This window comes from Streptomyces sp. NPDC003284, from assembly GCF_053589675.1.
This window is the reverse complement of sequence record NZ_JBSFSI010000001.1, coordinates 278,621-298,175: the sequence shown is the minus strand read 5'-3', so window position 1 is coordinate 298,175 and position 19,555 is coordinate 278,621. Positions and strand designations below refer to the sequence as shown.

The window sequence follows — 19,555 nt, the reverse complement described above, 5'->3', positions numbered from 1 at the left end:
GGGGCCCCGGCACCGAGCCGGGGCCCCCGCGCGTGCGCCGGACGTGTCCTCAGGTGGCGGGCGGGCGGTGGTCCGGGGCCACGGCCGCGTCCAGGAACGGGCCCAGTTCGCGGGCCACGGTCGTCAGCGGGGCCACGCCGCCCTCGGCGCGGGCCATGACGAGCGCCCCTTCCAGCGAGCTGATCATCAGCGTGGCCAGGGCCGGTGCCCGCCCGGACGGCACGCCCAGCTCCGTGAGGGCGGCGACCAGCGGCTCGCACCAGGTGGCGAACGCCGCGGCGACCGTCCGCCGTACGGTGCCGCCCTGGGCGCACTCGACGGTGGCGGCGGCGACCGGGCAGCCGCGCAGTTCGCCGACCGCCTCGTACTCGTCCGTCCACTGGCCCACCATCGCGGCGAACAGCGCGCTCGGCGCGGGCTCGGCCAGACCCGCCAGGAAGCGGGCGACGCGCCGTCCGGCGTACTGCCCGGCCCAGGCCACCGCTTCCTCGACCAGCTGCTCCTTGCCGCCCGGGAAGTAGTGCTGGAGCGAGCCGCGGGGTGCCCCGGCATGGGCGGCCACGTCCCGCATGCCGGTCGCGGCGACGCCGTCGCGCCGGATGAGCTGGGCCGCGCTGAAGACCATCCGTTCGCGGGGCCCGTACCGGGATCCCGTCCCGGTCCCGGCCGGCCGCTCTGCTGGATCGCTCATCCCGAGACTCTATGACTCGCGTCATAGGGCTCGCTACTATGACAGCCGTCATAGCATCGGCCCCGACCCCAGGGCGGCACCCCATGAACGTCGGCTTCCTCGGTCTCGGAGTCATGGGCCGGCCCATGGCGCTGCGGCTCGTCCGCTCCGGCATCCCCCTCACCGTGTGGAACCGCACGGCGGCCCGCGCGGAGCCGCTGCGCGCCGCCGGAGCCCGGGTGGCGGCGGACCCGGCGGAGGTGTTCGCCCGTACGGACACGGTGGTCCTGATGCTGGCCGACGAGCGCGCCATGGACGAGACCCTGGGCCGGGGCACCCCGGACTTCGCCGCCCGGGTGGGCGGCCGGACGCTCGTGCACATGGGCACGACGTCGCCCGCGTACTCGCACGGCCTGGAGGCCGACGTCCGCGCGGCGGGCGGGCGCTACGTCGAGGCGCCGGTCTCCGGCTCCCGGCTCCCGGCCGAGCGGGGCGAGCTGGTGGCCATGACCGCCGGGGACGAGGAGGCGGTACGGTCCGTGGGCCCGCTGCTCGCCCCGCTGAGCCGCCGGACCTTCGCGTGCGGGCCGGTCCCCGGCGCGCTGCTCATGAAGCTGTCGGTGAACCTGTTCCTGATCACCCAGGTCACCGGGCTCGCCGAGGCGTTCCACTTCGCCGGGCGGCAGGGGCTCGACCGGCGGCTGTTCCTGGAGGTGCTGGGCGCGGGCCCGATGGCCAGCCCCGTCTCGCTGATGAAGGCGCCCAAGCTGCTGGACGGGGACTTCGCGGTGCAGGCGGCGGCCCTGGACGTGCTCAAGAACAACCGGCTGATCGCCGGGGCCGCGCGGGAGGCGGGCATCGCCTCCCCGCTGCTCGACGCCTGCCACGCCCTCTTCGAGGAGACGGTCACGCTCGGGCACGGCGGCGAGGACATGGTGGCCGTGCTGCGGGCACTGGAGGCGCGCACGGGGGCCTGACCCGCGACGGGCGACGGGCGACGGGCCCTAGCCGGATTTCGGGATGCCGTACGCCCGCTCCACCCGCAGGCGCAGCACGAGGCGGCGGTCGCGGACCATGGTGGCGCGGAAGTCGTCCCAATCGGGGTGTTCGCCGACGACGTCGCGGTAGAGGCGGACCAGTTCCTCGACGGTCGCGTCGTACGGGTCCGCGGCGACCGGCGACAGGTCGGCGGTGCCCTCGGCGACCGTGTAGGCGCGGCGGTCCGGGGCGGTCACGTGGTAGGAGGCACGCGGGTCCCGGCGCAGATTGCGGGTCTTGGCCCGGTCGTCGGTGACCGAGACGCGCAGGACGCGCTCACCGGGGTCGTAGGCGTGGCTGACGTTCGACAACTGGGGGCGGCCGTCGCGCTTGAGGGTGACCAGCACGCCGCCGTGGACGTCGGCGAGGAGGGCGAGCAGCGCGTCCGGTGCGGGACCGGGCGCCGCGCTGTGTGTGTCCTGAGTCATACCCCGCTCAACTGCCGCGACCACGCGGCGCATTCCCGGCGGGGAGAAGACCCGGAGCATGAGTAGACACTGTCTACTGACGCCTGGTAGACACTGTCCATGCATGAGCAAGAGTCGGAGAAGAGCCCCGGCGGCCTGCGCGAACGCCTGGTGGACGTCGGGGTGGACCTGGTCGCCGAACAGGGCGCGCAGGCGCTCACCCTGCGGGAGATCGCGCGCCGCGCGGGCGTCTCGCACGGCGCGCCGCGCCGCCACTTCCCCACCCATCTGGAGCTGTTGTCCGCCATCGCGCGCCGCGGCTTCGAGGAGCTGGCCGCGCGGGCGCGGACGGCGACCGCCGACCCCACGGCACACCCCCGTGACCAGCTCACGGCGCTGGGCCGGGTCTATCTGGACTTCGCCCTGGGCCACCGCGGCATGTACGACCTGATGTTCCGCCACGATCTGCTGGAGAGCGGCCACCTCGGGCTGCGGGACACCAGCCTGCCGCTCTTCGCCACCCTGGTGGACCTGGTCGGCCGGGTCCGTCCCGGCGCCGACGCCCGGACCGTCGCCGCGTCCCTGTGGGCCGCCCTGCACGGCATCGCCCAGCTCTGGCGCTGGGGCAGCCTCCAGCTCGCCACCGGCACCGACGACATCGCCCCGCTGCTGCGTACGGCGCTCGACGCGCACCTCGGCCCGGAGCGGCACGGATGAACCGCGTCCAGGCGCTGACCCTGGCGAGCAGTGTGGCCGGGGCGGTCGTCGTCGCGCTGGACGGCACCGTCCTCACCGTCGCGCAGCCCGCGCTGCGCCGCGACCTGGACGCCTCGTACGCGCAGGTCCAGTGGACCAGCACCGGGTATCTCGTGGCGGTGGCGAGCCTGCTGGTGTTCGCCGGGCGGCTCGGCGACCTGCCGCGCGGACCGACCCGCCGGTCGGCGCCGCTCGGCCACCGGCGGATGTTCGCCGCCGGGATGCTCGGCTTCGGCGCCACCTCGGCGGGCATCGCCGTCGCACCCGGCATCGGCTGGGTGATCGCCCTGCGGGTCGCCCAGGGCGTGTGCGGGGCCATGCTGCAACCGGCCACGCTGGGCATGCTCCGGTCGGCCTTCCCGCCCGACCGGCTCGGGATGCCGCTCGCGGTGCGCACCAGCGCCATCGGGGTGGCGGCCGCGGCCGGACCGGTGCTGGGCGGGGCGCTGGTGGCCGGGCCGGGCTGGCGGGCGGTGTTCCTCCTGAACGTCGTCCCGGCGCCGGTCTTCGCCCTGCTCGCGCTCGCCCTGCCCGGCAGGGGGCCGGACCCGGCCGCCCGCCGGGCACCGGCCGTCCGGCTCGACCTGCCCGGCGCGCTGCTGCTCGCCCTCGCCCTGGGCTGCGCCGTGCGCGCCCTGGTCGCGGTGGCGGAGCCCGGCGGAGCGGGCGCGGACACGGTCCCCGTCGTGCTCGTGGGCGCCGCCGCCGCGGTCCTCCTCGTCCGGCACGAGCGCCGCGCCGCCGATCCGCTGCTCCCGCCGGACGTCATCGGCTCGGCCGTCGTCGGCTCGGCGGTCGCCGTGCTGGTGGCGGCCTCGGCGACCTTGTCCGGCACGCTGTTCGTCCTCACGTACGTCCTCCAGGACACCCTGGGGCTCGACCCGTTCCAGAGCGCTCTGCGCAGCCTGCCGCTGGCGGTGCTGATGGTGCTCGCGGCGCCGCTCGCCCCGGTGCTGCTGCGCCGGCTGGGCGCGCGCCGGACGACCGTGGCGGCCATGGCCGCGCTCGCGCTGGGCGTCCTGCTGCTCGCCCGCGCCCCGGGCACGGTCGCGCTGTGCGGGGGCTTCGCCGTGCTCGGGGCCGGGTTCGGCACGGTGCTGGTCGCGGCGACCCATGTCGTCGTACGGGAGTCGGCCGTGGCCTCGGCCGGGGTGGCGGGCGGTCTCCAGCAGACCGCCATGAACATCGGCCCCGCCCTCGGCGTGGCCGCCGCGACCGCCCTGCGCGGCTCCGACGGCGGCCCGGGGCTGCCCCTCGCCGTCCTGGCGTCGGTGGCCGCGGCGGGCGCGCTGACGGCCCGCGCCCTGCCGGGACGCGTCCACGCCCGGCCCGGGGAAGCGGAAAAAGAGAGGCAGAGGGGCGAGGAAGAAGAGGCGGAGGCAGGGGCAGGGGCCGTCTGAGCCCCCGGCGGTCGGCGGTGCGCGACGACAACACCCAGCCCCCTCCCGGGGGGCGCTCAGCCGGCGGCGCCCCGGGGCGCTCGGTCCCGGCGGGGCAGGAGCCCGATCGCCGCGACGGGTACGGCGGCCAGTGCCAGCCAGGGGACGGCCGGGGGGAGGGAGGAGTCGAGCAGGCGGCCGCTCGTCGCGCTGCCGAGGAGCACGATCAGGCCGGAGACCGAGGACAGGGCGCCGGTGTAGAGGCCGAGCCGGCCCTCTTCGGCCAGGTCGGGCACCCAGGCGCGGGCGACGGGCGCGACGGTCAGCTGGCCCAGCGTGAGCAGGACGACGAAACCGGCGGCGGGCACCAGCCCGGCCGGGCCGCTGCCCGTGGCGGCGGCCGGGCGCCCCACCGCGACCAGCGCGAAGGCGGCGCCGGTCAGCAGCAGCCCCGCCGCCATGCTGCCGCGCGGGCCGAGCCGCTGTGCCGTCCAGCGGGTGAGGGGCAGTTGCACGGTCACCGCGAGCAGGGAGGACAGCGCGAACAGCCAGGCCAGCGCCGTCTGGGAGCCGGTCACCCGCCGCACCTCGGCGGGCAGCGCCAGATAGAGCTGGTTGTAGGCGAGCAGACAGGTGCCGTACGCACAGCACAGGGCCAGGAAGCGGCGGTTGCGCAGCAGGACGGTGAGGCCGCCGCGCGCCCGGGTGCGGGTGCGGCCGGGGATGTGCTGGGGCAGCAGCCGGGCGTGCCCGGCGAGGACGAGGACGAAGACGCCCGCACCGGCCAGGCAGGCGGTGCGGAAGTCCACCGCGAGCAGCAGCGCGCCCAGCAGCGGGCCGGCGAACGCCCCGGCCTGCCCGGACGCGGCGAACAGCGCCAGGACCCGGGTGCGGGGACCGCCGCCCGCCGCCTCCAGGGCCACGGCCTGCCGTACGACCTCCGACTCGACGGCGGGCGAGAACAGCGCGGCGGCGAAGCCGATGAGCAGGACCGCGCCGATGACCGGCCAGGTGCCCTGCGCGTAGGCGAGCCAGGCGAATCCGGCGATGCGCAGCACACAGCCGCCGAGGACGACGGGCCGGACGCCGAAGCGGTCGGTGAGGATGCCGCCGACGACGAACAGCCCCTGCTGGCTGAAGGTCCGCAGCCCCAGCACCAGTCCGACCAGCCAGCCCGCCATGCCGACGCCCTGCCCCAGATGTCCGGCGAGGAAGGGCAGCACGGCGAAGAAGCCGATGTTGAAGGCGAGCTGCGTCCAGATCAGCAGGCGCAGCAGCGGCGGCAGCGGAGCCCGTTGCGCTGCGGGGGACGCGGTCGTCGTGGTGGGCGGCTGCGCGGTCACCGGCGCGCCGCCTCCGTGGCCACCGCGGCCGCCGTGGCCGCCGTGGCCGCCGCGTCCGCCGGGACCGGTGACCGCGAGAAGCGCGTCCGCAGCCGTCCGGCGCCGGTGCCGGGTGACCCCCCGATCCCCCCGGCCGCCGTCACCGCGAGGGCGCCCAGCAGGGCGAGGACGGCGGCGGGGGCGAGGACGGCCCAGGGGGCGCGTTCGGCGTAGGGCTGGTTCTCGGCGAGCAGCAGGCCCCATTCGGGGGACGGCGGCTGGGCGCCGAGGCCGAGGAAGCCCAGCGCGGCGAGGGCGAGGGCGACGCCGGGCAGCCGGAGCAGGGCGTGCCGGGTGACGGAGGGCAGTACGGCGGGCAGGAGGTGGCGGCGCAGCAGATGGCGGCGGCTCGCGCCGAGGCCCCGGGGCGCGGCGAGGTGCAGGGCGGCGCGTTCCTGGCGCAGCAGCGCGGAGGTGTGGGCGGCCAGCGGTGCCCAGGCGACGGCGGTCACGGCGAGCGCGGGGGTGGCCGGTCCGCTGCCCCAGACGGCGGTGGTGAGCAGCGCGGCGAGGACGGGCGGTACGGCGTTGACGGTGTCGACGAGCGGTCCGGACAGCCGGGGCAGCAGGCCGAGCAGCACCCCGGCGAGCAGGCAGGCCGCGCTGATCGCGAGGGCGAGGAGCACGGTGTGCAGGGCGCCGTGCGCGACGCGGCCGAGCAGGTCGCGGCCGAGCGCGTCGGTGCCGAAGGGGTGTCCCGGCGAGGGGGCGCGCAGCCGGGCGGTGGTGTCGAGGGCGAGCGGGTCGCGGGGCAGCCCGGCGAGGACGACGGCGAGGAGCAGCACGCCGTGCAGGAGCGGCAGGGCCCGGCGGGCGGGCGGCCGGGGCGGGTGCAGGGTGGGCAGGGCGCCGTCGCGCAGGGCGGGGCCGGTGAGCGGGCGGGCGGCGAGGCGGGCGGCCAGCGAGGCGGCGGCTCCGAGCAGGACGAGGACGAGGGTGCCCGCCTGGAGCACGGGCAGGTCCTGGGCGAGGGCGGCCTGGAGCGTGGTGCGGCCGAGTCCGGGGATGTCGAAGACCTGCTCGACGGCGACGGCGCCGCCGGTCAGGCCGACGGCGAACAGCCCGAGGTTGGGCAGCAGCGCGGGCAGGCAGCGGTGCACGGCGTGTAGGGCGATCCGGCGGCCGGGGATCCCGCGGGCGGCGGCGGCCCGCGCCCAGGGTTCGGCGAACGCGCCGGGCAGCAGGTCGGCCAGCAGCCGTCCGAGCACGGCCCCGGCGGGCAGGCCGAGGGCGAGCGCGGGCAGCACGGTCCAGCGGGGCCCGTACCAGCCGAGCGCGGGCAGCCAGCCGAGCTGGACGCCGACGACGGTGGCGAGCACGGAGGCGGTGAGGAACTCGGGCAGCGCGGCGAGCATCGCGGCGGCGGTGCCGCCGGTCCGGCCCGCCGGGCGGCCGCGGGCGCCCCGGCGCAGGACGGGGGCGCACACCAGCGCGGCGGTGGCGGCGGCGACGGCGAGCGCCACCGCCATCAGCAGCAGGGAGGCACCGAGGGCCTGGAGCACGGCGGGCGTGACCGCCTGTCCGGACAGCCAGGACCGTCCGGCGTCCCCGCGCGGCAGCCCGCCGAGCCAGTGGGCGAGCAGCCGCAGCGGGCCGTCGTCCAGGCCGAGCCCGGCCCGGATGTCGGCCAGTACCTCGGGGGTGGGGTCGCGGTCCGCGGAGCGGGCCTTGAGCACGGTGAGCGCCGGGTCGGTGCGGGTGAGCCAGGGCAGCAGGCCGATGCCGCACAGCAGGGCGGCGGCGACGGCGAGCCGCCACAGCACGGCGCCCGCGGCGGCCCCGCGTCCGCCCCGGCGCCCGCGCGGCCGGTCCGCCGCGCGCTCCCCCGGCCGCCGGGCGGCACGGCCGCCCGGGGTGATCGTCGCCGCCATGGTTCAGCGGCGGGTGCCGGTGCCGACGAGGACGCGCTCGTACGGGTCGAGGAGGACGCCCTTGACCGAGGTGCCGACGCCGGTGATGACGCGCTGGTGGACCAGCGGGACCACGGCGTCGGTGCCGAGGATGCGCGCCTCGGCGGCCATCGCGGCGTCCTGGCGCCTGCCGTTCTCACCGACGCCCTCGGCGTCGGCCACGGCCTCGTCCACGGCCCGGTCGCACAGCCGCGCCAGGTTGTAGCCGCCCTTGCAGGTGTAGTCGCTGGCGAGCACGGCGACGGGGTCCCCGGTGTCGACGAGGGTGTTGCGGGCGAGGACGACGCCGTCGAACCTGCCCGCGAGCGCGTCGGTCTCCAGCCGTGAGTACTCCCGTACGACCAGTTCGACCTTGAACCCGGCCTTCTCCAGCTGCTGCTTGAGCACCTGGGCGGCCTCGGGCAGCTCGGGGCGGTTGTCGTAGGTGGCGAGGGTGACGGAGGCGCCGTGCGGTGCGCCGGCCGCCGCCCTGCCCACCGGCGGTGTGCGCTTGCCCGCGGCCCAGGTGACGGCGGGGCCGTAGATCCCGGCACCGGCGTCGGCGTGGTTCTCGTAGACGCCGCGCGCCAGGGCGGCGGGGTCCACGGCGGCGCGGGCGGCGGCGCGCAGCTTCGGGTCCTTGAAGGGTCCGGCGGCGCTGTTGAGGAGCAGGCTCGTGGTGCGGGTGGTGGCGGTCTCGCGGCGGGTGGCCGCCTCCAGGGTGGCGGCCTGGGCGACGGGGACGGCCTCGGCGATGTCGGCCTGGCCGGTGCGCAGCGCGTTGGCGCGCGCGGTGCCGTCGGCGATGAAGCGGGCGTCGATCCCGGCGGACTGGGCGCGGCCGCCCCAGTAGTCGTCGAACCGGTCGAGCCGGGCGGAGGTGCTGCCCTCGACCTCGGCCAGCGTGAAGGGCCCGGTGCCGGTGCCGACCGGGTTCACCCGGCCGTTCCTGGCGGCGTACGCCTTGGCGGAGAGCACGGCGAGGCTCGGGCTGGACAGCCGCAGCGGCAGCACGGGGTCGGAGGAGCCGGTGCTGACGCGCAGGGTGCGGGCGCCCTCCGCCTTGACGCCGACGGTGACGCCGGACAGGGCGGCGGGGGCGGGCTTGGCCCGGGTGGCGTGGGTCAGGGAGGCGGCGACGGCGGCGGCGGTGACGTCGGTCCCGTCCTGGAAGGTGGCCTCGCGCAGGGTGAACAGCCAGGTGTGCTCGTCCTGGCGGCGCCAGGACTGGGCGAGCGCGGGGGCGGCGGCGCCGTTGGCGTCGAGCGCGGTCAGGCCCTCGGTGACACCGAGCCTGCTGAGGATGGTGGCGTCCGCGCCGTAGGGCGAGAGGTTCTCGGCGGGCGGGAAGGCGAGGGCGACCCGCAGGCGGGACCCGGCCGCGGTGTCGGCGGACCCGCCCTGCGCTTCGCCGCCGCCGGAGGCGAAGCAGGCGGACAGGAGGGGGGCCAGCAGGAGGGCGGCGAGCAGCCGGGGGCGACGGTGGGGCATGGTCCTCGTTCTGGATCTTGTCTGGGCGCTGAGCCGACAGGCTACATGAAAATGGTTTCCATCAATCCCCCGCTCCCGGCCTCGCAGGCCACGGCCGCCCGACTGCGGGGCAGCCGGGCAGCGGGCAGCGGGCGTCACACCAGCGGGACCTCGAAGTGCACGATGCCCTGGCCGCCGCCCGGGTCCTGGCGCTCGTCGTGCACGGCCTTGCCGAGCGAACGCCAGAACGCCTCGGCGCCGGGCACGGCGGGGTCGGTGTGCAGATAGACGGAGCGGTAGCCGCCGTCGGCGGCGGCGAAGGCGAGCAGCTCCCCGACGAGCCGCCGGGCCAGGCCGCGCCTGCGGTGCCCGGGACGGACGTAGACGCGGCGCAGCTGCGCGGTCTCGCCGGAGGGATAGCGTTCGGCGAGGTGGCGCGGGTTGGGCGGGTGCGCGGGCCCGCGCGCGTCGAGCGCGGCGGTGGCGACGACCTCGCCGGTGGCCTCGTCGACCGCGACCAGCAGGGTGTGCCGGGCGGGGGCGAGATAGGCGGCGGCCGGGTCGACGATGTCGCCGTGCCAGCGGGGCACGTAGCCGGTGCCGAAGTCGCGGTACACGGTGTCGAGCATCACCGCTCGGGCGCCGTCGACGTCGCCGGGGGCCGCGGGCCGGATGAGGTAGTCACGCACCTGCACATCATATGCATTAAGGGACGAGCGGAACGCAGGGGGCAGGGGCGGACAGGCACGGACACCGGCCACGGCGTGCCAAGATGATGTTCTGACAGTCACTCACCACGGTGCAGGTGGTGGCGGGACGTGAGTCCAGGACGGAGCCAGGCAGCGATGACCTCCCCGAGCAGCGGCGGCGGCGCCCCCGCGCACGAGATAGACACCAGCAAGCCGCATCCCGCACGGATGTACGACTACTTCCTGGGCGGGAAGGACAACTACCCGGTCGACCAGGAGGCCGCCGAGCAGTTCATGAAGGCGGCCCCCGAGGTGCGCACCGGTGTCCTCGCCAACCGGCACTTCATGCACCGCGCCGTCCGGCACGTCGTCGCCGAGGGCGGGGTGCGGCAGATCCTCGACGTGGGCACCGGCCTGCCCACCGAGCCCAATGTGCACCAGATCGCGCACGGCATCGCCCCGGGCACACGGATCGCGTACGTCGACAACGACCCGATCGTCAGCACCCACTCGATGGCCCTGCTGGACGGCACCGGCACCTCGGTGGTCCTGGCCGACCTGCGCGAGCCGCAGGCTCTGCTGGACCACCCCGAGGTGCGCCGGGTCATCGACTTCGGCGCACCGGTGGCGCTGCTGCTGGTGGCCGTCGTGCACTTCCTCGCGGACGCCGACGACCCCGACACCGTCCTCGCCACCCTGCGCGACGCGCTGCCCGTCGGCTCCTACCTGGTCCTCTCGCACGCCACCGGCGACATCCACGAGGACCGGCGGGAGGACGCGGCGGCCGTCTACCGGCGCGCCACCGCCTCCCTGAACCTGCGCCCGCACGCCCGCGTGCTGGACTTCTTCGGCGACTTCACCCTGGTCGAACCGGGCCTGGTCAAGGTCACCGACTGGCGCCCCGACGAGGCGCCGCAGCCCGGCACGCCGCCGATCGGCATCTACGGGGCGGTGGCCCGCAAGGACCGCTGAAAGGACCGCTGAGCGGCCCGGCGGACCGCGGCGCACACCCCGGCGGACACGGCCCCCCGCGCCGCGTCCACCGGTGCGCCCCCGGCCCCTCCCCGTCGCACCGGTGCGCCGCTACGCCGCCCTGCGGCCCCCGCCCCCTTCCCGGTGCGCCCGGACGATCTCCGCGTACCGGTGGCCGCTGCCCTTGACCGTGCGGACCTGGGTCCGGTAGTCGACGTGGACGAGGCCGAAGCGCTTGTCGTAGCCGTACGCCCACTCGAAGTTGTCCAGCAGCGACCAGGCGAAGTAGCCCGCCAGCGGGGCGCCCTTGCGGGCGGCGGCGGCGCAGGCGGCCAGATGCCGCACCAGGTAGTCCTGGCGCCCGGTGTCGTCGACGGTGCCGTCCGGGCCGACCGTGTCCGGGAACGACGAGCCGTTCTCGGTGACATGGATCTTGCGGGCGCCGTACTCGTCGGTGAGGCGCAGCAGCAGCGTCTCGATGCCGCTCGCGTCGATCTCCCAGTCCATGCCGGTGCGCGGCACGTCGGGCAGGCGCACGGCGCGGGCGTACGGCACCGGCCCGTCCGGGTCGTCGGCGACCGTCGCCGGGAAGTAGTAGTTCAGCCCGACCCAGTCCAGCGGGGCGGCGATGGTCTCCGCGTCGCCGGGGCGCTCGGGCAGCTCGACGCCGTAGACCTCGCGCATGTCGGCGGGGAAGCCGCGGCCGTGCACCGGGTCGAGCCACCAGCGGTTGACGTGCCCGTCGTGGCGGCGGGCGGCGGCCAGGTCCTCGGGCCGGTCGCTGGCGGGGAAGACGGTGGAGAGGTTGTTGACGATGCCGATGCGCGCGTCCGGTGCGGCGGCGCGGACCGCCTGCGCGGCCAGACCGTGCCCGAGGAGCAGGTGGTAGGAGGCGCGGACGGCCGCCGTCAGATCGGTCAGACCGGGCGCCATCCTGCCCTCCAGATGACCGATCCAGGCGGAGCAGGAGGGCTCGTTCAGCGTGGTCCAGTGCGTGACGCGGTCGCCGAGGCGGTCGGCGACCACGCCCGCGTACGCCGCGAAGTGCTCGGCGGTGGCGCGCTCGGGCCAGCCGCCGCGGTCCTGGAGGACCTGCGGCAGGTCCCAGTGGTAGAGGGTGACGGACGGCGTGATGCCCGCCTCCAGCAGGGCGTCGACCAGCTCGTCGTAGAAGGCGAGCCCCTTGGCGTTGACCGGGCCGTCGCCGCCGGGCACGACGCGCGGCCAGGCGACGGAGAGCCGGTAGGCGTTCGTGCCCAGCCGGCGCATCAGGTCGACGTCCTCGCGCCAGCGGTGGTAGTGGTCGCAGGCGACATCGCCGTGGTCGTCGTTGTCGACCTTCCCGGGGGTGTGCGAGAAGGTGTCCCAGATGGACGGCGAGCGGCCGTCCTCGGCGACGGCGCCCTCGATCTGGTAGGCCGAGGTGGCCGTGCCCCACAGGAAGTCGTGCGGGAGCGCGGCGAGGTCGATGGCGTCGGACACGGAAGCCCTTTCGGTAGGACGGTGGCCGGTCACTTGACGGCTCCCGCCGTCAGTCCGGCGACGAGATAGCGCTGGAGGAGCAGGAACCCGGCGACCACCGGGACGCTCACGACGAGCGAGGCGGCCATGATCTGGTTCCAGTAGACGTTGTTCTGCGTGGAGTAGCCCTGGAGGCCCACGGCGAGTGTGCGGGTGGTGTCGTTGGTCATGACGGAGGCGAACAGCACCTCGCCCCAGGCGGTCATGAAGGCGTAGACGGCGACGGCGACGATGCCGGGGATCGCGGCCGGGACGACGACACGGAAGAGCGCGCCGAGCGGGCCGCAGCCGTCCACCAGGGCCGCCTCGTCCAGGTCGCGCGGCACCGAGTCGAAGTACCCGATGAGCATCCAGATCGAGAACGGCAGCGAGAAGGTGAGATAGGTGAGGATCAGACCGCCGCGCGAGCCGAACAGGGCGATGCCGGTGGCATTGCCGATGTTGACGTACAGGAGGAACAGCGGCAGCAGGAAGAGGATGCCCGGGAACATCTGCGTGGACAGCACGGTGACCGTGAAGACGCGCTTGCCGTGGAAGGCGTAGCGGCTGACGGCGTACGCCGCGAAGACCGCGATCACCACCGAGCAGACCGTCGCGGCACCGGCCACCACCAGCGAGTTCACGAAGTACTTCGCGAGCGGCACGGTCGACCAGATGTCGATGTACGGGCGGAAGGTCAGCCCGCTGGGCAGCCAGCGGAACTTCCCGGTGACGTCCGCGAGCGGTTTGAGCGAGCTGGAGACCATCACGTAGACCGGCACCAGGACGAAGCCGGTCAGCAGGGTCAGGAAGACGCGCCGCGACCAGGTGAAGGAGCGGGGCGGCGCCATCGGGGACCGGGGGATGTCAGACATCGGCCGCCTTCCGTCCGCGTGAGGTGATCGCCAGATAGGTGCCGGTGACGACCAGCAGGAAGAGCAGCAGCAGTACGGACATGGCCGAGCCGGTGCCGAAGTCCCAGCTGACGAAGGACGCCTGGTAGATGTGGACCGAGATGAGGTCGGCGGCCTCCGGGGCGGCCCGCCCGAACAGCACGTACGGCGTGTTGAAGTCGTTGAACGTCCACAGGAACAGCACCAGCACCAGCACCTGGTTGACCGGGCGCAGCGAGGGCAGGGTGATCCGGCGCAGCTGCTGCCACTGGCCCGCGCCGTCCAGCGCCGCCGCCTCGTACAGCTCCTTGGGGATGTTCTGGAGTCCGGCCATGACGATGAGGAAGGCGAACGGCCAGCCCTTCCACACCGACACGACCAGCAGGGCGACGAAGCTGTTGTCGCCGATGAGCCAGAAGGACGGCTTGTCGGTCAGGTGCAGCTGGTCGTGCAGGACGTGGTTCACCAGGCCGTTGTCGTGCTGGAACATGAACACCCAGGTGATGACGGCCGCGTAGACCGGCAGCGCGTACGGCACCAGGAACAGCGCGCGCAGCAGGCCCCGGCCGCGGAAGGTGTCCTGCATGCAGATCGCCGCGGCGGTGCCGATCAGCCAGCACAGGCCGACCGAGAGCAGGGTGAAGGCGACGGTGACGGCGAAGGAGTGGAGCAGCGCCTCGCCGATGGGGGCGTCGAAGTCCACCGACACCTTGTAGTTGTCGAAGCCGGACCAGGGGGCGGTGCCCCAGTCGCGGATGTAGAACTGGGTGAGCTGTTTGAAGCTCATGACGATGCCGATGACCATCGGCACCAGGTGGACCAGGAGTTCGAGGACGAGCGCGGGCAGCAGGAGCAGATAGGGCAGGGTGACCCGGCGGATCCACCCGGCGCGGCGGCGCGGGCCGGGCGCCGCCGCGCCGGGGGACTTCCCGGGCGCGGCGGTGGGCGCGCCCGGGTCGCCGGAGACGGTGGTCGTGGTCATCGTGCTCACTTCGCCGGCATCTGCTGCTGGGCCTTCTGGAGCTTGGCCCTGACCGAGTCGGTGGTCACCACGCGGCCGGCCGCCGCGTCGGCGAACAGCTCCTTGACGGCCGTGCCGACCGTCGTCTCGAACTGGGACTCGGCGGCCACCTGGGGCAGGGCGGCGGCGCTGGTGGCGAGGGTGTTCTTGAGCACCGCGTTGGCCGTGGTGCTGAACGCCGGGTCCGACTGGGCCGACTTGACCGGCGGGATGGAGCTGTACGCCTTGTTGAGGATCTTCTGCTCCTCGTCGCCGGTCAGGAACTTCACGAACTGCGCGGCGCCGTCGAGGTTGTGGGTGTTCTTGAAGACGGCGACGTTGATGCCGGCGACCATCGAGTTGACCTGGGTGCCGGTGCCCGGGGTGCCGGACCGCACGGGCACGGGCGCGACCCCGTAGGCGTCCTCGCTCATTCCCTGGGACTTGAGGTTGGCGGAGGCCGTCTGCCACAGCAGCATGGCGGTCCGGCCCTTGGCGAAGTCGCTGACCGACTGGTTCTGCGCGTACTCGGCGTCGCCCGGCGGGATGGCCTTGTCCTTCGCCATCAGGTCGACGTACTGCTTGACGGCCGCGACGACCCCGTCGCCGGTGAAGTCCGGCTTGCCGTCGGCGGTGAAGAAGTCGGCGCCGTGCTGCTTGGCGAAGACGAAGACGTGGTGGATGTTCTCCGACACGTTGGAGCCCTCGGCACCGAGCACCTGCTTGCCCTTGGCCTGGATCTTCTGTCCGTCGGCGACCAGTTCGTCCCAGGTGGCGGGCGGCTTGGCGATACCGGCGTCGGCGAAGATCTGCTTGTTGTAGTAGAGGGCGTAGGCCAGCGAGTACAGCGGCACGGCCGCCGGGTCCTTGCCCTGGACGCCGGTCGAGCCGAGCGCGGAGCCGACGAAGCGGTCCTTGCCGCCGATCTTGGCGAAGTTCTCGTCGTCCCACGGCAGCAGCGCGCCGGTCGCCTGGAGGGAGGCGCTCCAGGTGTTGCCGATGTTGAGGACGTCGGGTCCCTGTCCGGAGGTGGTCGCGGTCAGGATCCGGTTCAGCAGGTCCGACCAGGGCACGACCTCCAGCTTCACCTTGATGCCCGTCTGCTTCTCGAACTTGTCGAGTTCGGGCTGGAGGACCTTCTTGTCGACCTCGATGCTGGCGCCCTGGTTGGAGGCCCAGTACGTCAGCGTCTTGGGCGAGTCGTTGGACCCGCCGCCCGTCGACGAACCGCCTCCGCAGGCCGAGGCGGCAAGGGCGAGAGACAGGGTGACGGCGCCTACGGCCGCGGCTCGGATGCTGCGCATGGCTCCTGGGTGTCCCTTTCCGGGAGTCGAGGCCCGAGGGCGTCCTCCGTTCGACTTCCGAACGACTACCTCAGGGCTTAATTTAGGACGTGAGTTAAACCCTCCCGGAAAGGTTCGTCAAGGGATCCGGCAGCAGCGAATCGGCACGCGGGGCCGATGCGGACCGGCGCGTCCGGGGACAGGCGCCCGGCCCACCCGGCTGACCTGCGGCGCGAGGGCCTACGGGGTCAGTACAACGGTTGGATATCGGCGGCCCCTCGGGGGGGTGGGTGCGTGCCGCGCGGCGGGGATGCGGTCAACTCCCGGCGGGAAGTGGGGAGAAGGGGCCGGGCAGGACCGGTGTTCACTTCCTGAAGCGGGGGGTGCGGGCGGGCCTGCGGCCCTGGCGGCGCGCCCTTCCGCCGCTTCCTGCCCCTTCGCCCCGCCGTGCGGAAGGACGCCTCCGGGGAGTCCTTCACCTGCATGGCGCTGTCGGTCGGCGCGGCGCCTGTGGGTCGGCCGCCCGCGCCTGCTCCGCGCCGTCGTCCGTGCCCCGTACGGCAGACACGCGGCGACGGCGTCGAGCAGGGGCCCGATCCCCCGGTTGCGGCAGGCGGAGCCGCACAGCACGACGGCTCCGCCGCCGGTACGGGTCGGCTCACGCAGCGCGGCCGTGAGGGGGTTCTCGGTGCCGCGCACCGCCCATGGCCTTTCGGGATGGCCCGGAGAAGGGCGGCGCGATTCCCGTACGAGGACGCTTCCGGCGCCCACCCCGCACCCGGCGGACGGCCGGGTGCGCGGGAGCGGGAGCGGTCAGTCCCGGCGCGGCAGGATCAACAGGGCGTCCCCCACGGGCCGTTCGCCGGTGGCGTCCGAGGGATCGTTGAGTACGGTGCCGCCGACGGCCATCGTGGTCGAGCCGCCGCCGTCGAGGTTGACCGCGTCGCGCAGCCCGAGCGCCCTGGCGACCGCTGCGCTCTCGGTGATGCTGAGTCCGAGTGCGGCGGTGCTGCGTCCGTCCGCGGTGACCAGCACCGTACGGCCGTCCGCGTCCACCCCGGCGAGGGTGCGCGGGTTGCGCTTGTGCACCCACCCGTAGTACCAGCTCGGATCGTCGGGGTGCACCATGCCGTCGGTGGCGGGGGTGACGTGGAGCCTGCCGTCGCGGACCAGTTCGGGCCCGCCGTTGACGATGCTGGTGCCGTGGCCATGGCCGGTGGCGGTGCCGTGACCGGTGGCGGTGCCGGGCGAGGAGGAGACGCGGAGCCCCCGCCGGTCCAGCAGGTCGGTGGTCACCCGCAGGCGCTCGCCGGGGCGGGCGAGCCGGGTGAGTTCGGCGACGCGCCGGCCGGTCGCCTGGACCGAGCCGCCCCCGGCCGGGAGCGGTCCGCCGCGCGGCGAGCGCACCTCGACGACCCGGCCTCGGGCGTCCAGCACCGCTTCGGCGCCCGCTCCCTGCGGGGTCCGCCCGGCGAAGTCACCCGTGAAGGCGACGAGTTCGTCGGGGTTGGTGCAGGTGACGTCGTGCAGCGGCGCGGAGGTAGGAAGGTCGCCCGGCTTGCCGCCGCAGTTCCTGATCAGGCCCGGGACCCGGTTGATGCCGCTCAGCGCCAGCGAGGCGTACTGCCCGGCGACCCGGCCCCGCCAGGTGAACCGGGTGATCTCGGTCCCCCGGCCGTCGCCGTGGACGACCAGGCCGGGACGCCCGGCGACCGGCTCGCTCAGCAGCCGTCCGTCGTACATGCCCACACCGGCCGGGTCGCCCGGGGCGCCCGCCGCGGGATCCAGGACGAAGAACCCGGCGTTGACCGCCGCGGTCGCGCCCGCGGCGCCGGACAGCGCGCTGGTGGTCTCGCGGCTCTCCAGGTCGGGGCCGTAGGAGGCGCGCAGGCCGCCGTGGAACCGGCGCGGGTCGATGGTGAGGACGTCGACGTGCCACGGGCCGCGCGCCGAGGAGTCGCCGTCCCAGCCGGTGTAGACGGCGGAGCCGGTGTACCCGGCCGCCTTGAGGCGGGCGCGTTCCGCCGTCGCGGCGGACTCGCTGCCGAACGAGCCGACGCGCACCCGCCGGCCGAGCGTGCCGCCCGCGTAGTCGGCCGTGCTCGGCGTCACGACCCGCTCCACGCGGGCGGCGAACCCGGCCCGCCGCAGACCGTCCGCCAGTTCACCCGCGCTCTTCTCGTCCTTGAGGACGGCCGGCGGCGCGTCCGGGTCCGGCGAACCCGGCCCGCCGGGGATGGACACCTCGACCGTCCAGCGCAGCGCCGGATCGGCCTCGCCGCGCACGATCCGGGTCAGGGTGACGCCCGGCTGGAGGGTCGTCGTCGTACGGGTCTCGGTCAGCCCGGCGGGCCCCAGCGGCAGCGCCCACAGGCTGTGCGGCGCACCGGCCCGCGTACCGGGCGGCGCGGCCGTGGACGTCTGCGCGGGCAGCGCGCCGAACGCGACGAGGACACCGAGCACGACACCGGCACCGCACACTCTCTTCTTCAATCCGCACCGCCTGGAGAGAACCGGAAAGAACCGTAAGGACCGGACAGAACCGTAAGAACCGGAAGGACCGGAAAGGAAAGGCACACCGAGGACGTCGGGGAGGGGATTCGGCAGCAGCCCCTCGGAACGGCCCTTTCCTGCCCCGCCCGGGTCGCGGCCATGCGCGTCCGCACCCGGCGCAGTACCGTACCGGCCCGGAGTGCGGCCGGTACGGCACCACATGTCATGTCATGTCTCGTGGCGCACGGGCGCCCGGTCGACGGACGGGGGGCGGCGCCTCACGCCGTGTGCAGCGTCAGCCCGTAGCGTCCGAGGATCTCGTTGACCGGCTGGTACCAGGTCTCGCCGCCCGAGCTGCAATTGCCCCAGCCGCCGGAGGTGACGCCCTGGGCCTGGTCGCCGCTGATGAAGGAGCCGCCGGAGTCGCCGGGTTCGGCGCAGACGTTGGTCTTGGTCATCTGGTGGACGGCGCCCTCGCTGTAGTTGACGGTCTCGTTCTTGGCGAGGACGGTGCCGCAGTGCCAGTGCGACGTGGAACCGGAGCGGCAGATCGACGCGCCGATGGGCGCCTCGGCCGAGCCGCGGACCAGCTGGTCGGAGACGGTGCCCCAGCCGAGGACGACCGGCACCGTCCACCAGCCGCTGCCCACGCTGACCCAGGCGTAGTCGTTGTCGGGGAACGAGGAGCCCTGGAAGGTGCCGATGTACGAGCCGTCCCAGCCGTTGACGCCCATGCTGGGATGCCCGCAGTGCCCGGCGGTGACGAAGCCGCCGTACACCGAGAAGCCGATGGAGCAGCGGACGTTGCCCGTGTAGTACGGGTCGCCGCCCACGGTTCCGGCGGCCAGCGTGCGCGGGGCCTGCGCGGTCTCGCTCACGGTCACGGGACCGGCGGCGCGGGCCTGGTCGAGGAACGCCTTGACATCGTTGTCTCCCCGGTGTGAGGAGACCACGGTGACGGCGACCGAGCCGGAGCGCGGATCGACGTGCCAGCCGCTCACGCCCCCGGGCGCCTTGAGTTTGTCCAACTTCGCTTTCGCGGCGTCCAGTTGGCGTTCGGTGTGGCGGACACGGGTGACCTCGGCGCCGGTCGCCTCGACGGCGGCGCGGTGGGTGTCGTCGGCGAGGGCGACCACCAGCGTGTCGCGCCGCGCGTCGAACCACGAGCCGCCGTACGCCGGTCCGGCGGCCTTGCGTGCCGCCTGCTCGACGGTGCGCGCCGTGGCCTCGGCGGCGAGACGTGCGGTGGCCTGGGACTTCGTCAGGTGCAGGTCGTGCTGGAGGGCGGTGACGAGGGCCGCGGAAGCGGGGGCGTCGGCCGCCGCGCCCGAGCCGGCCGACGACGGGGTGGCGGCGGTCGCCTGACCACCGGCCAGACCCGCGCCGACCGTCAGGAGGAGCGCCGCGGACAGGGCGGCGCGCAGAACTGTGGTGCGTCTCATGTGGATTGCTGCCTTTCGTCGTTCCGGTCACGACGGGGCACCCGCCCCGATGACGGTGGGGGTGGAGCGGAAGGGCATGCGGGGAGTGAGAGCGCTCTCAAAGGTGGTGCACGGGAGAGGGTAGCGGCGCAGGCAGATCAGGTCCATGCCAAATACGGATGCGGATGCGGTGGGGAAGTGTTCCGGGGAGAGGGGGTTCAGGGCGGTGCGTGGGGTGCGTGGGGTGCGTGGGGTTCCGGTTCCGCGGTGCGGCACCGGCTCGGTCCGTACGGCGTACGATCCTTGACGGCGG

At 74.6% G+C, this 19,555-nt stretch carries 16 protein-coding genes and 1 pseudogene; 4 read left to right on the top strand and 13 right to left on the bottom strand.

What is annotated here, in order from left to right; genetic code table 11:
• Positions 1–49: 49 nt before the first annotated feature.
• A complete protein-coding gene (locus tag ACWDYF_RS01320; RefSeq protein ID WP_451584255.1) occupies positions 50–691 on the bottom strand; it encodes a TetR/AcrR family transcriptional regulator in 642 nt (213 codons plus the stop codon).
• A gap of 83 nt (positions 692–774) precedes the next feature.
• Here ACWDYF_RS01320 and ACWDYF_RS01315 point away from each other — a divergent pair, with 83 nt between their 5' ends.
• Complete coding sequence (locus ACWDYF_RS01315) at positions 775–1,647, top strand: NAD(P)-dependent oxidoreductase (RefSeq protein ID WP_389464389.1); 873 nt, start codon at positions 775–777, stop codon at positions 1,645–1,647.
• Positions 1,648–1,674: 27 nt separating this feature from the next.
• Here ACWDYF_RS01315 and ACWDYF_RS01310 read toward each other — a convergent pair whose 3' ends face one another.
• On the bottom strand, positions 1,675–2,136 hold the full coding sequence (locus ACWDYF_RS01310; protein ID WP_018571816.1) for a TIGR03618 family F420-dependent PPOX class oxidoreductase: 462 nt from the start codon (positions 2,134–2,136) through the stop codon (positions 1,675–1,677).
• A 99-nt stretch (positions 2,137–2,235) separates the two neighbouring features.
• On the opposite strand from ACWDYF_RS01310, the gene ACWDYF_RS01305 reads away from it, so the two are divergent.
• On the top strand, positions 2,236–2,832 hold the full coding sequence (locus tag ACWDYF_RS01305; protein WP_389464391.1) for a TetR/AcrR family transcriptional regulator: 597 nt from the start codon (positions 2,236–2,238) through the stop codon (positions 2,830–2,832).
• A complete protein-coding gene (locus tag ACWDYF_RS01300) occupies positions 2,829–4,271 on the top strand; it encodes an MFS transporter (protein ID WP_389464393.1) in 1,443 nt (480 codons plus the stop codon). Before ACWDYF_RS01305 ends, ACWDYF_RS01300 begins: the two co-directional genes overlap by 4 nt.
• A gap of 56 nt (positions 4,272–4,327) precedes the next feature.
• Here ACWDYF_RS01300 and ACWDYF_RS01295 read toward each other — a convergent pair whose 3' ends face one another.
• The 4 genes from ACWDYF_RS01295 to ACWDYF_RS01280 all read right to left on the bottom strand — a co-directional run bounded on the left by ACWDYF_RS01295 (position 4,328) and on the right by ACWDYF_RS01280 (position 9,680).
• Positions 4,328–5,593: an MDR family MFS transporter gene (locus tag ACWDYF_RS01295; RefSeq protein ID WP_389464395.1), complete on the bottom strand. Its 1,266-nt coding sequence runs from the start codon at positions 5,591–5,593 to the stop codon at positions 4,328–4,330.
• Positions 5,590–7,503 carry an ABC transporter permease subunit gene (locus ACWDYF_RS01290; protein ID WP_389464397.1) on the bottom strand — a complete coding sequence of 638 codons (1,914 nt, stop codon included), beginning with the start codon at positions 7,501–7,503 and terminating at the stop codon, positions 5,590–5,592. Before ACWDYF_RS01290 ends, ACWDYF_RS01295 begins: the two co-directional genes overlap by 4 nt.
• Positions 7,504–7,506: 3 nt before the next feature.
• A complete protein-coding gene (locus ACWDYF_RS01285) occupies positions 7,507–9,012 on the bottom strand; it encodes an ABC transporter substrate-binding protein (protein WP_389464398.1) in 1,506 nt (501 codons plus the stop codon).
• 134 nt (positions 9,013–9,146) lie between these two features.
• The gene (locus ACWDYF_RS01280; protein ID WP_389464400.1) at positions 9,147–9,680 is read right to left on the bottom strand and encodes a GNAT family N-acetyltransferase; all 534 of its coding nucleotides are present in this window, start codon (positions 9,678–9,680) and stop codon (positions 9,147–9,149) included.
• 156 nt (positions 9,681–9,836) lie between these two features.
• Here ACWDYF_RS01280 and ACWDYF_RS01275 point away from each other — a divergent pair, with 156 nt between their 5' ends.
• Complete coding sequence (locus tag ACWDYF_RS01275) at positions 9,837–10,652, top strand: SAM-dependent methyltransferase (RefSeq protein ID WP_389464402.1); 816 nt, start codon at positions 9,837–9,839, stop codon at positions 10,650–10,652.
• Between the two features lie 111 nt (positions 10,653–10,763).
• Here the strand turns inward: ACWDYF_RS01275 and ACWDYF_RS01270 are convergent, their stop codons facing one another.
• From ACWDYF_RS01270 to ACWDYF_RS01240, 7 genes and pseudogenes are all read right to left on the bottom strand, one after another.
• Positions 10,764–12,134 (bottom strand): GH1 family beta-glucosidase, encoded by a 1,371-nt coding sequence (locus tag ACWDYF_RS01270; RefSeq protein ID WP_389464403.1) that lies wholly within the window; start codon positions 12,132–12,134, stop codon positions 10,764–10,766.
• A gap of 29 nt (positions 12,135–12,163) precedes the next feature.
• Positions 12,164–13,003, bottom strand: a complete 840-nt coding sequence (locus ACWDYF_RS01265) for a carbohydrate ABC transporter permease (RefSeq protein WP_018571807.1) — start codon at positions 13,001–13,003, stop codon at positions 12,164–12,166.
• 16 nt (positions 13,004–13,019) lie between these two features.
• A complete protein-coding gene (locus tag ACWDYF_RS01260) occupies positions 13,020–14,027 on the bottom strand; it encodes a carbohydrate ABC transporter permease (protein ID WP_381740228.1) in 1,008 nt (335 codons plus the stop codon).
• Between the two features lie 5 nt (positions 14,028–14,032).
• Positions 14,033–15,349, bottom strand: a complete 1,317-nt coding sequence (locus ACWDYF_RS01255) for an ABC transporter substrate-binding protein (protein ID WP_389464405.1) — start codon at positions 15,347–15,349, stop codon at positions 14,033–14,035.
• A gap of 481 nt (positions 15,350–15,830) precedes the next feature.
• Positions 15,831–16,018 (bottom strand): annotated as a pseudogene (locus tag ACWDYF_RS01250) (hypothetical protein); the annotation flags it as partial.
• A gap of 123 nt (positions 16,019–16,141) precedes the next feature.
• A complete protein-coding gene (locus ACWDYF_RS01245) occupies positions 16,142–17,821 on the bottom strand; it encodes a phosphodiester glycosidase family protein (protein ID WP_389464407.1) in 1,680 nt (559 codons plus the stop codon).
• A gap of 278 nt (positions 17,822–18,099) precedes the next feature.
• Positions 18,100–19,263, bottom strand: a complete 1,164-nt coding sequence (locus ACWDYF_RS01240; RefSeq protein ID WP_389464408.1) for an alpha-lytic protease prodomain-containing protein — start codon at positions 19,261–19,263, stop codon at positions 18,100–18,102.
• Positions 19,264–19,555: the final 292 nt, after the last annotated feature.

What these genes read in the sequence shown, in the direction of transcription:
- ACWDYF_RS01285 (WP_389464398.1), bottom strand. Translation starts at nt 9,012, where the DNA reads ATGCCCCACCGTCGCCCCCGGCTGCTCGCCGCCCTCCTGCTGGCCCCC.
- ACWDYF_RS01240 (WP_389464408.1), bottom strand. Translation starts at nt 19,263, where the DNA reads ATGAGACGCACCACAGTTCTGCGCGCCGCCCTGTCCGCGGCGCTCCTC.
- ACWDYF_RS01310 (WP_018571816.1), bottom strand. Translation starts at nt 2,136, where the DNA reads ATGACTCAGGACACACACAGCGCGGCGCCCGGTCCCGCACCGGACGCG.
- ACWDYF_RS01300 (WP_389464393.1), top strand. Translation starts at nt 2,829, where the DNA reads ATGAACCGCGTCCAGGCGCTGACCCTGGCGAGCAGTGTGGCCGGGGCG.
- ACWDYF_RS01290 (WP_389464397.1), bottom strand. Translation starts at nt 7,503, where the DNA reads ATGGCGGCGACGATCACCCCGGGCGGCCGTGCCGCCCGGCGGCCGGGG.
- ACWDYF_RS01320 (WP_451584255.1), bottom strand. Translation starts at nt 691, where the DNA reads ATGAGCGATCCAGCAGAGCGGCCGGCCGGGACCGGGACGGGATCCCGG.
- ACWDYF_RS01260 (WP_381740228.1), bottom strand. Translation starts at nt 14,027, where the DNA reads ATGACCACGACCACCGTCTCCGGCGACCCGGGCGCGCCCACCGCCGCG.
- ACWDYF_RS01255 (WP_389464405.1), bottom strand. Translation starts at nt 15,349, where the DNA reads ATGCGCAGCATCCGAGCCGCGGCCGTAGGCGCCGTCACCCTGTCTCTC.
- ACWDYF_RS01275 (WP_389464402.1), top strand. Translation starts at nt 9,837, where the DNA reads ATGACCTCCCCGAGCAGCGGCGGCGGCGCCCCCGCGCACGAGATAGAC.
- ACWDYF_RS01315 (WP_389464389.1), top strand. Translation starts at nt 775, where the DNA reads ATGAACGTCGGCTTCCTCGGTCTCGGAGTCATGGGCCGGCCCATGGCG.
- ACWDYF_RS01305 (WP_389464391.1), top strand. Translation starts at nt 2,236, where the DNA reads ATGCATGAGCAAGAGTCGGAGAAGAGCCCCGGCGGCCTGCGCGAACGC.
- ACWDYF_RS01265 (WP_018571807.1), bottom strand. Translation starts at nt 13,003, where the DNA reads ATGGCGCCGCCCCGCTCCTTCACCTGGTCGCGGCGCGTCTTCCTGACC.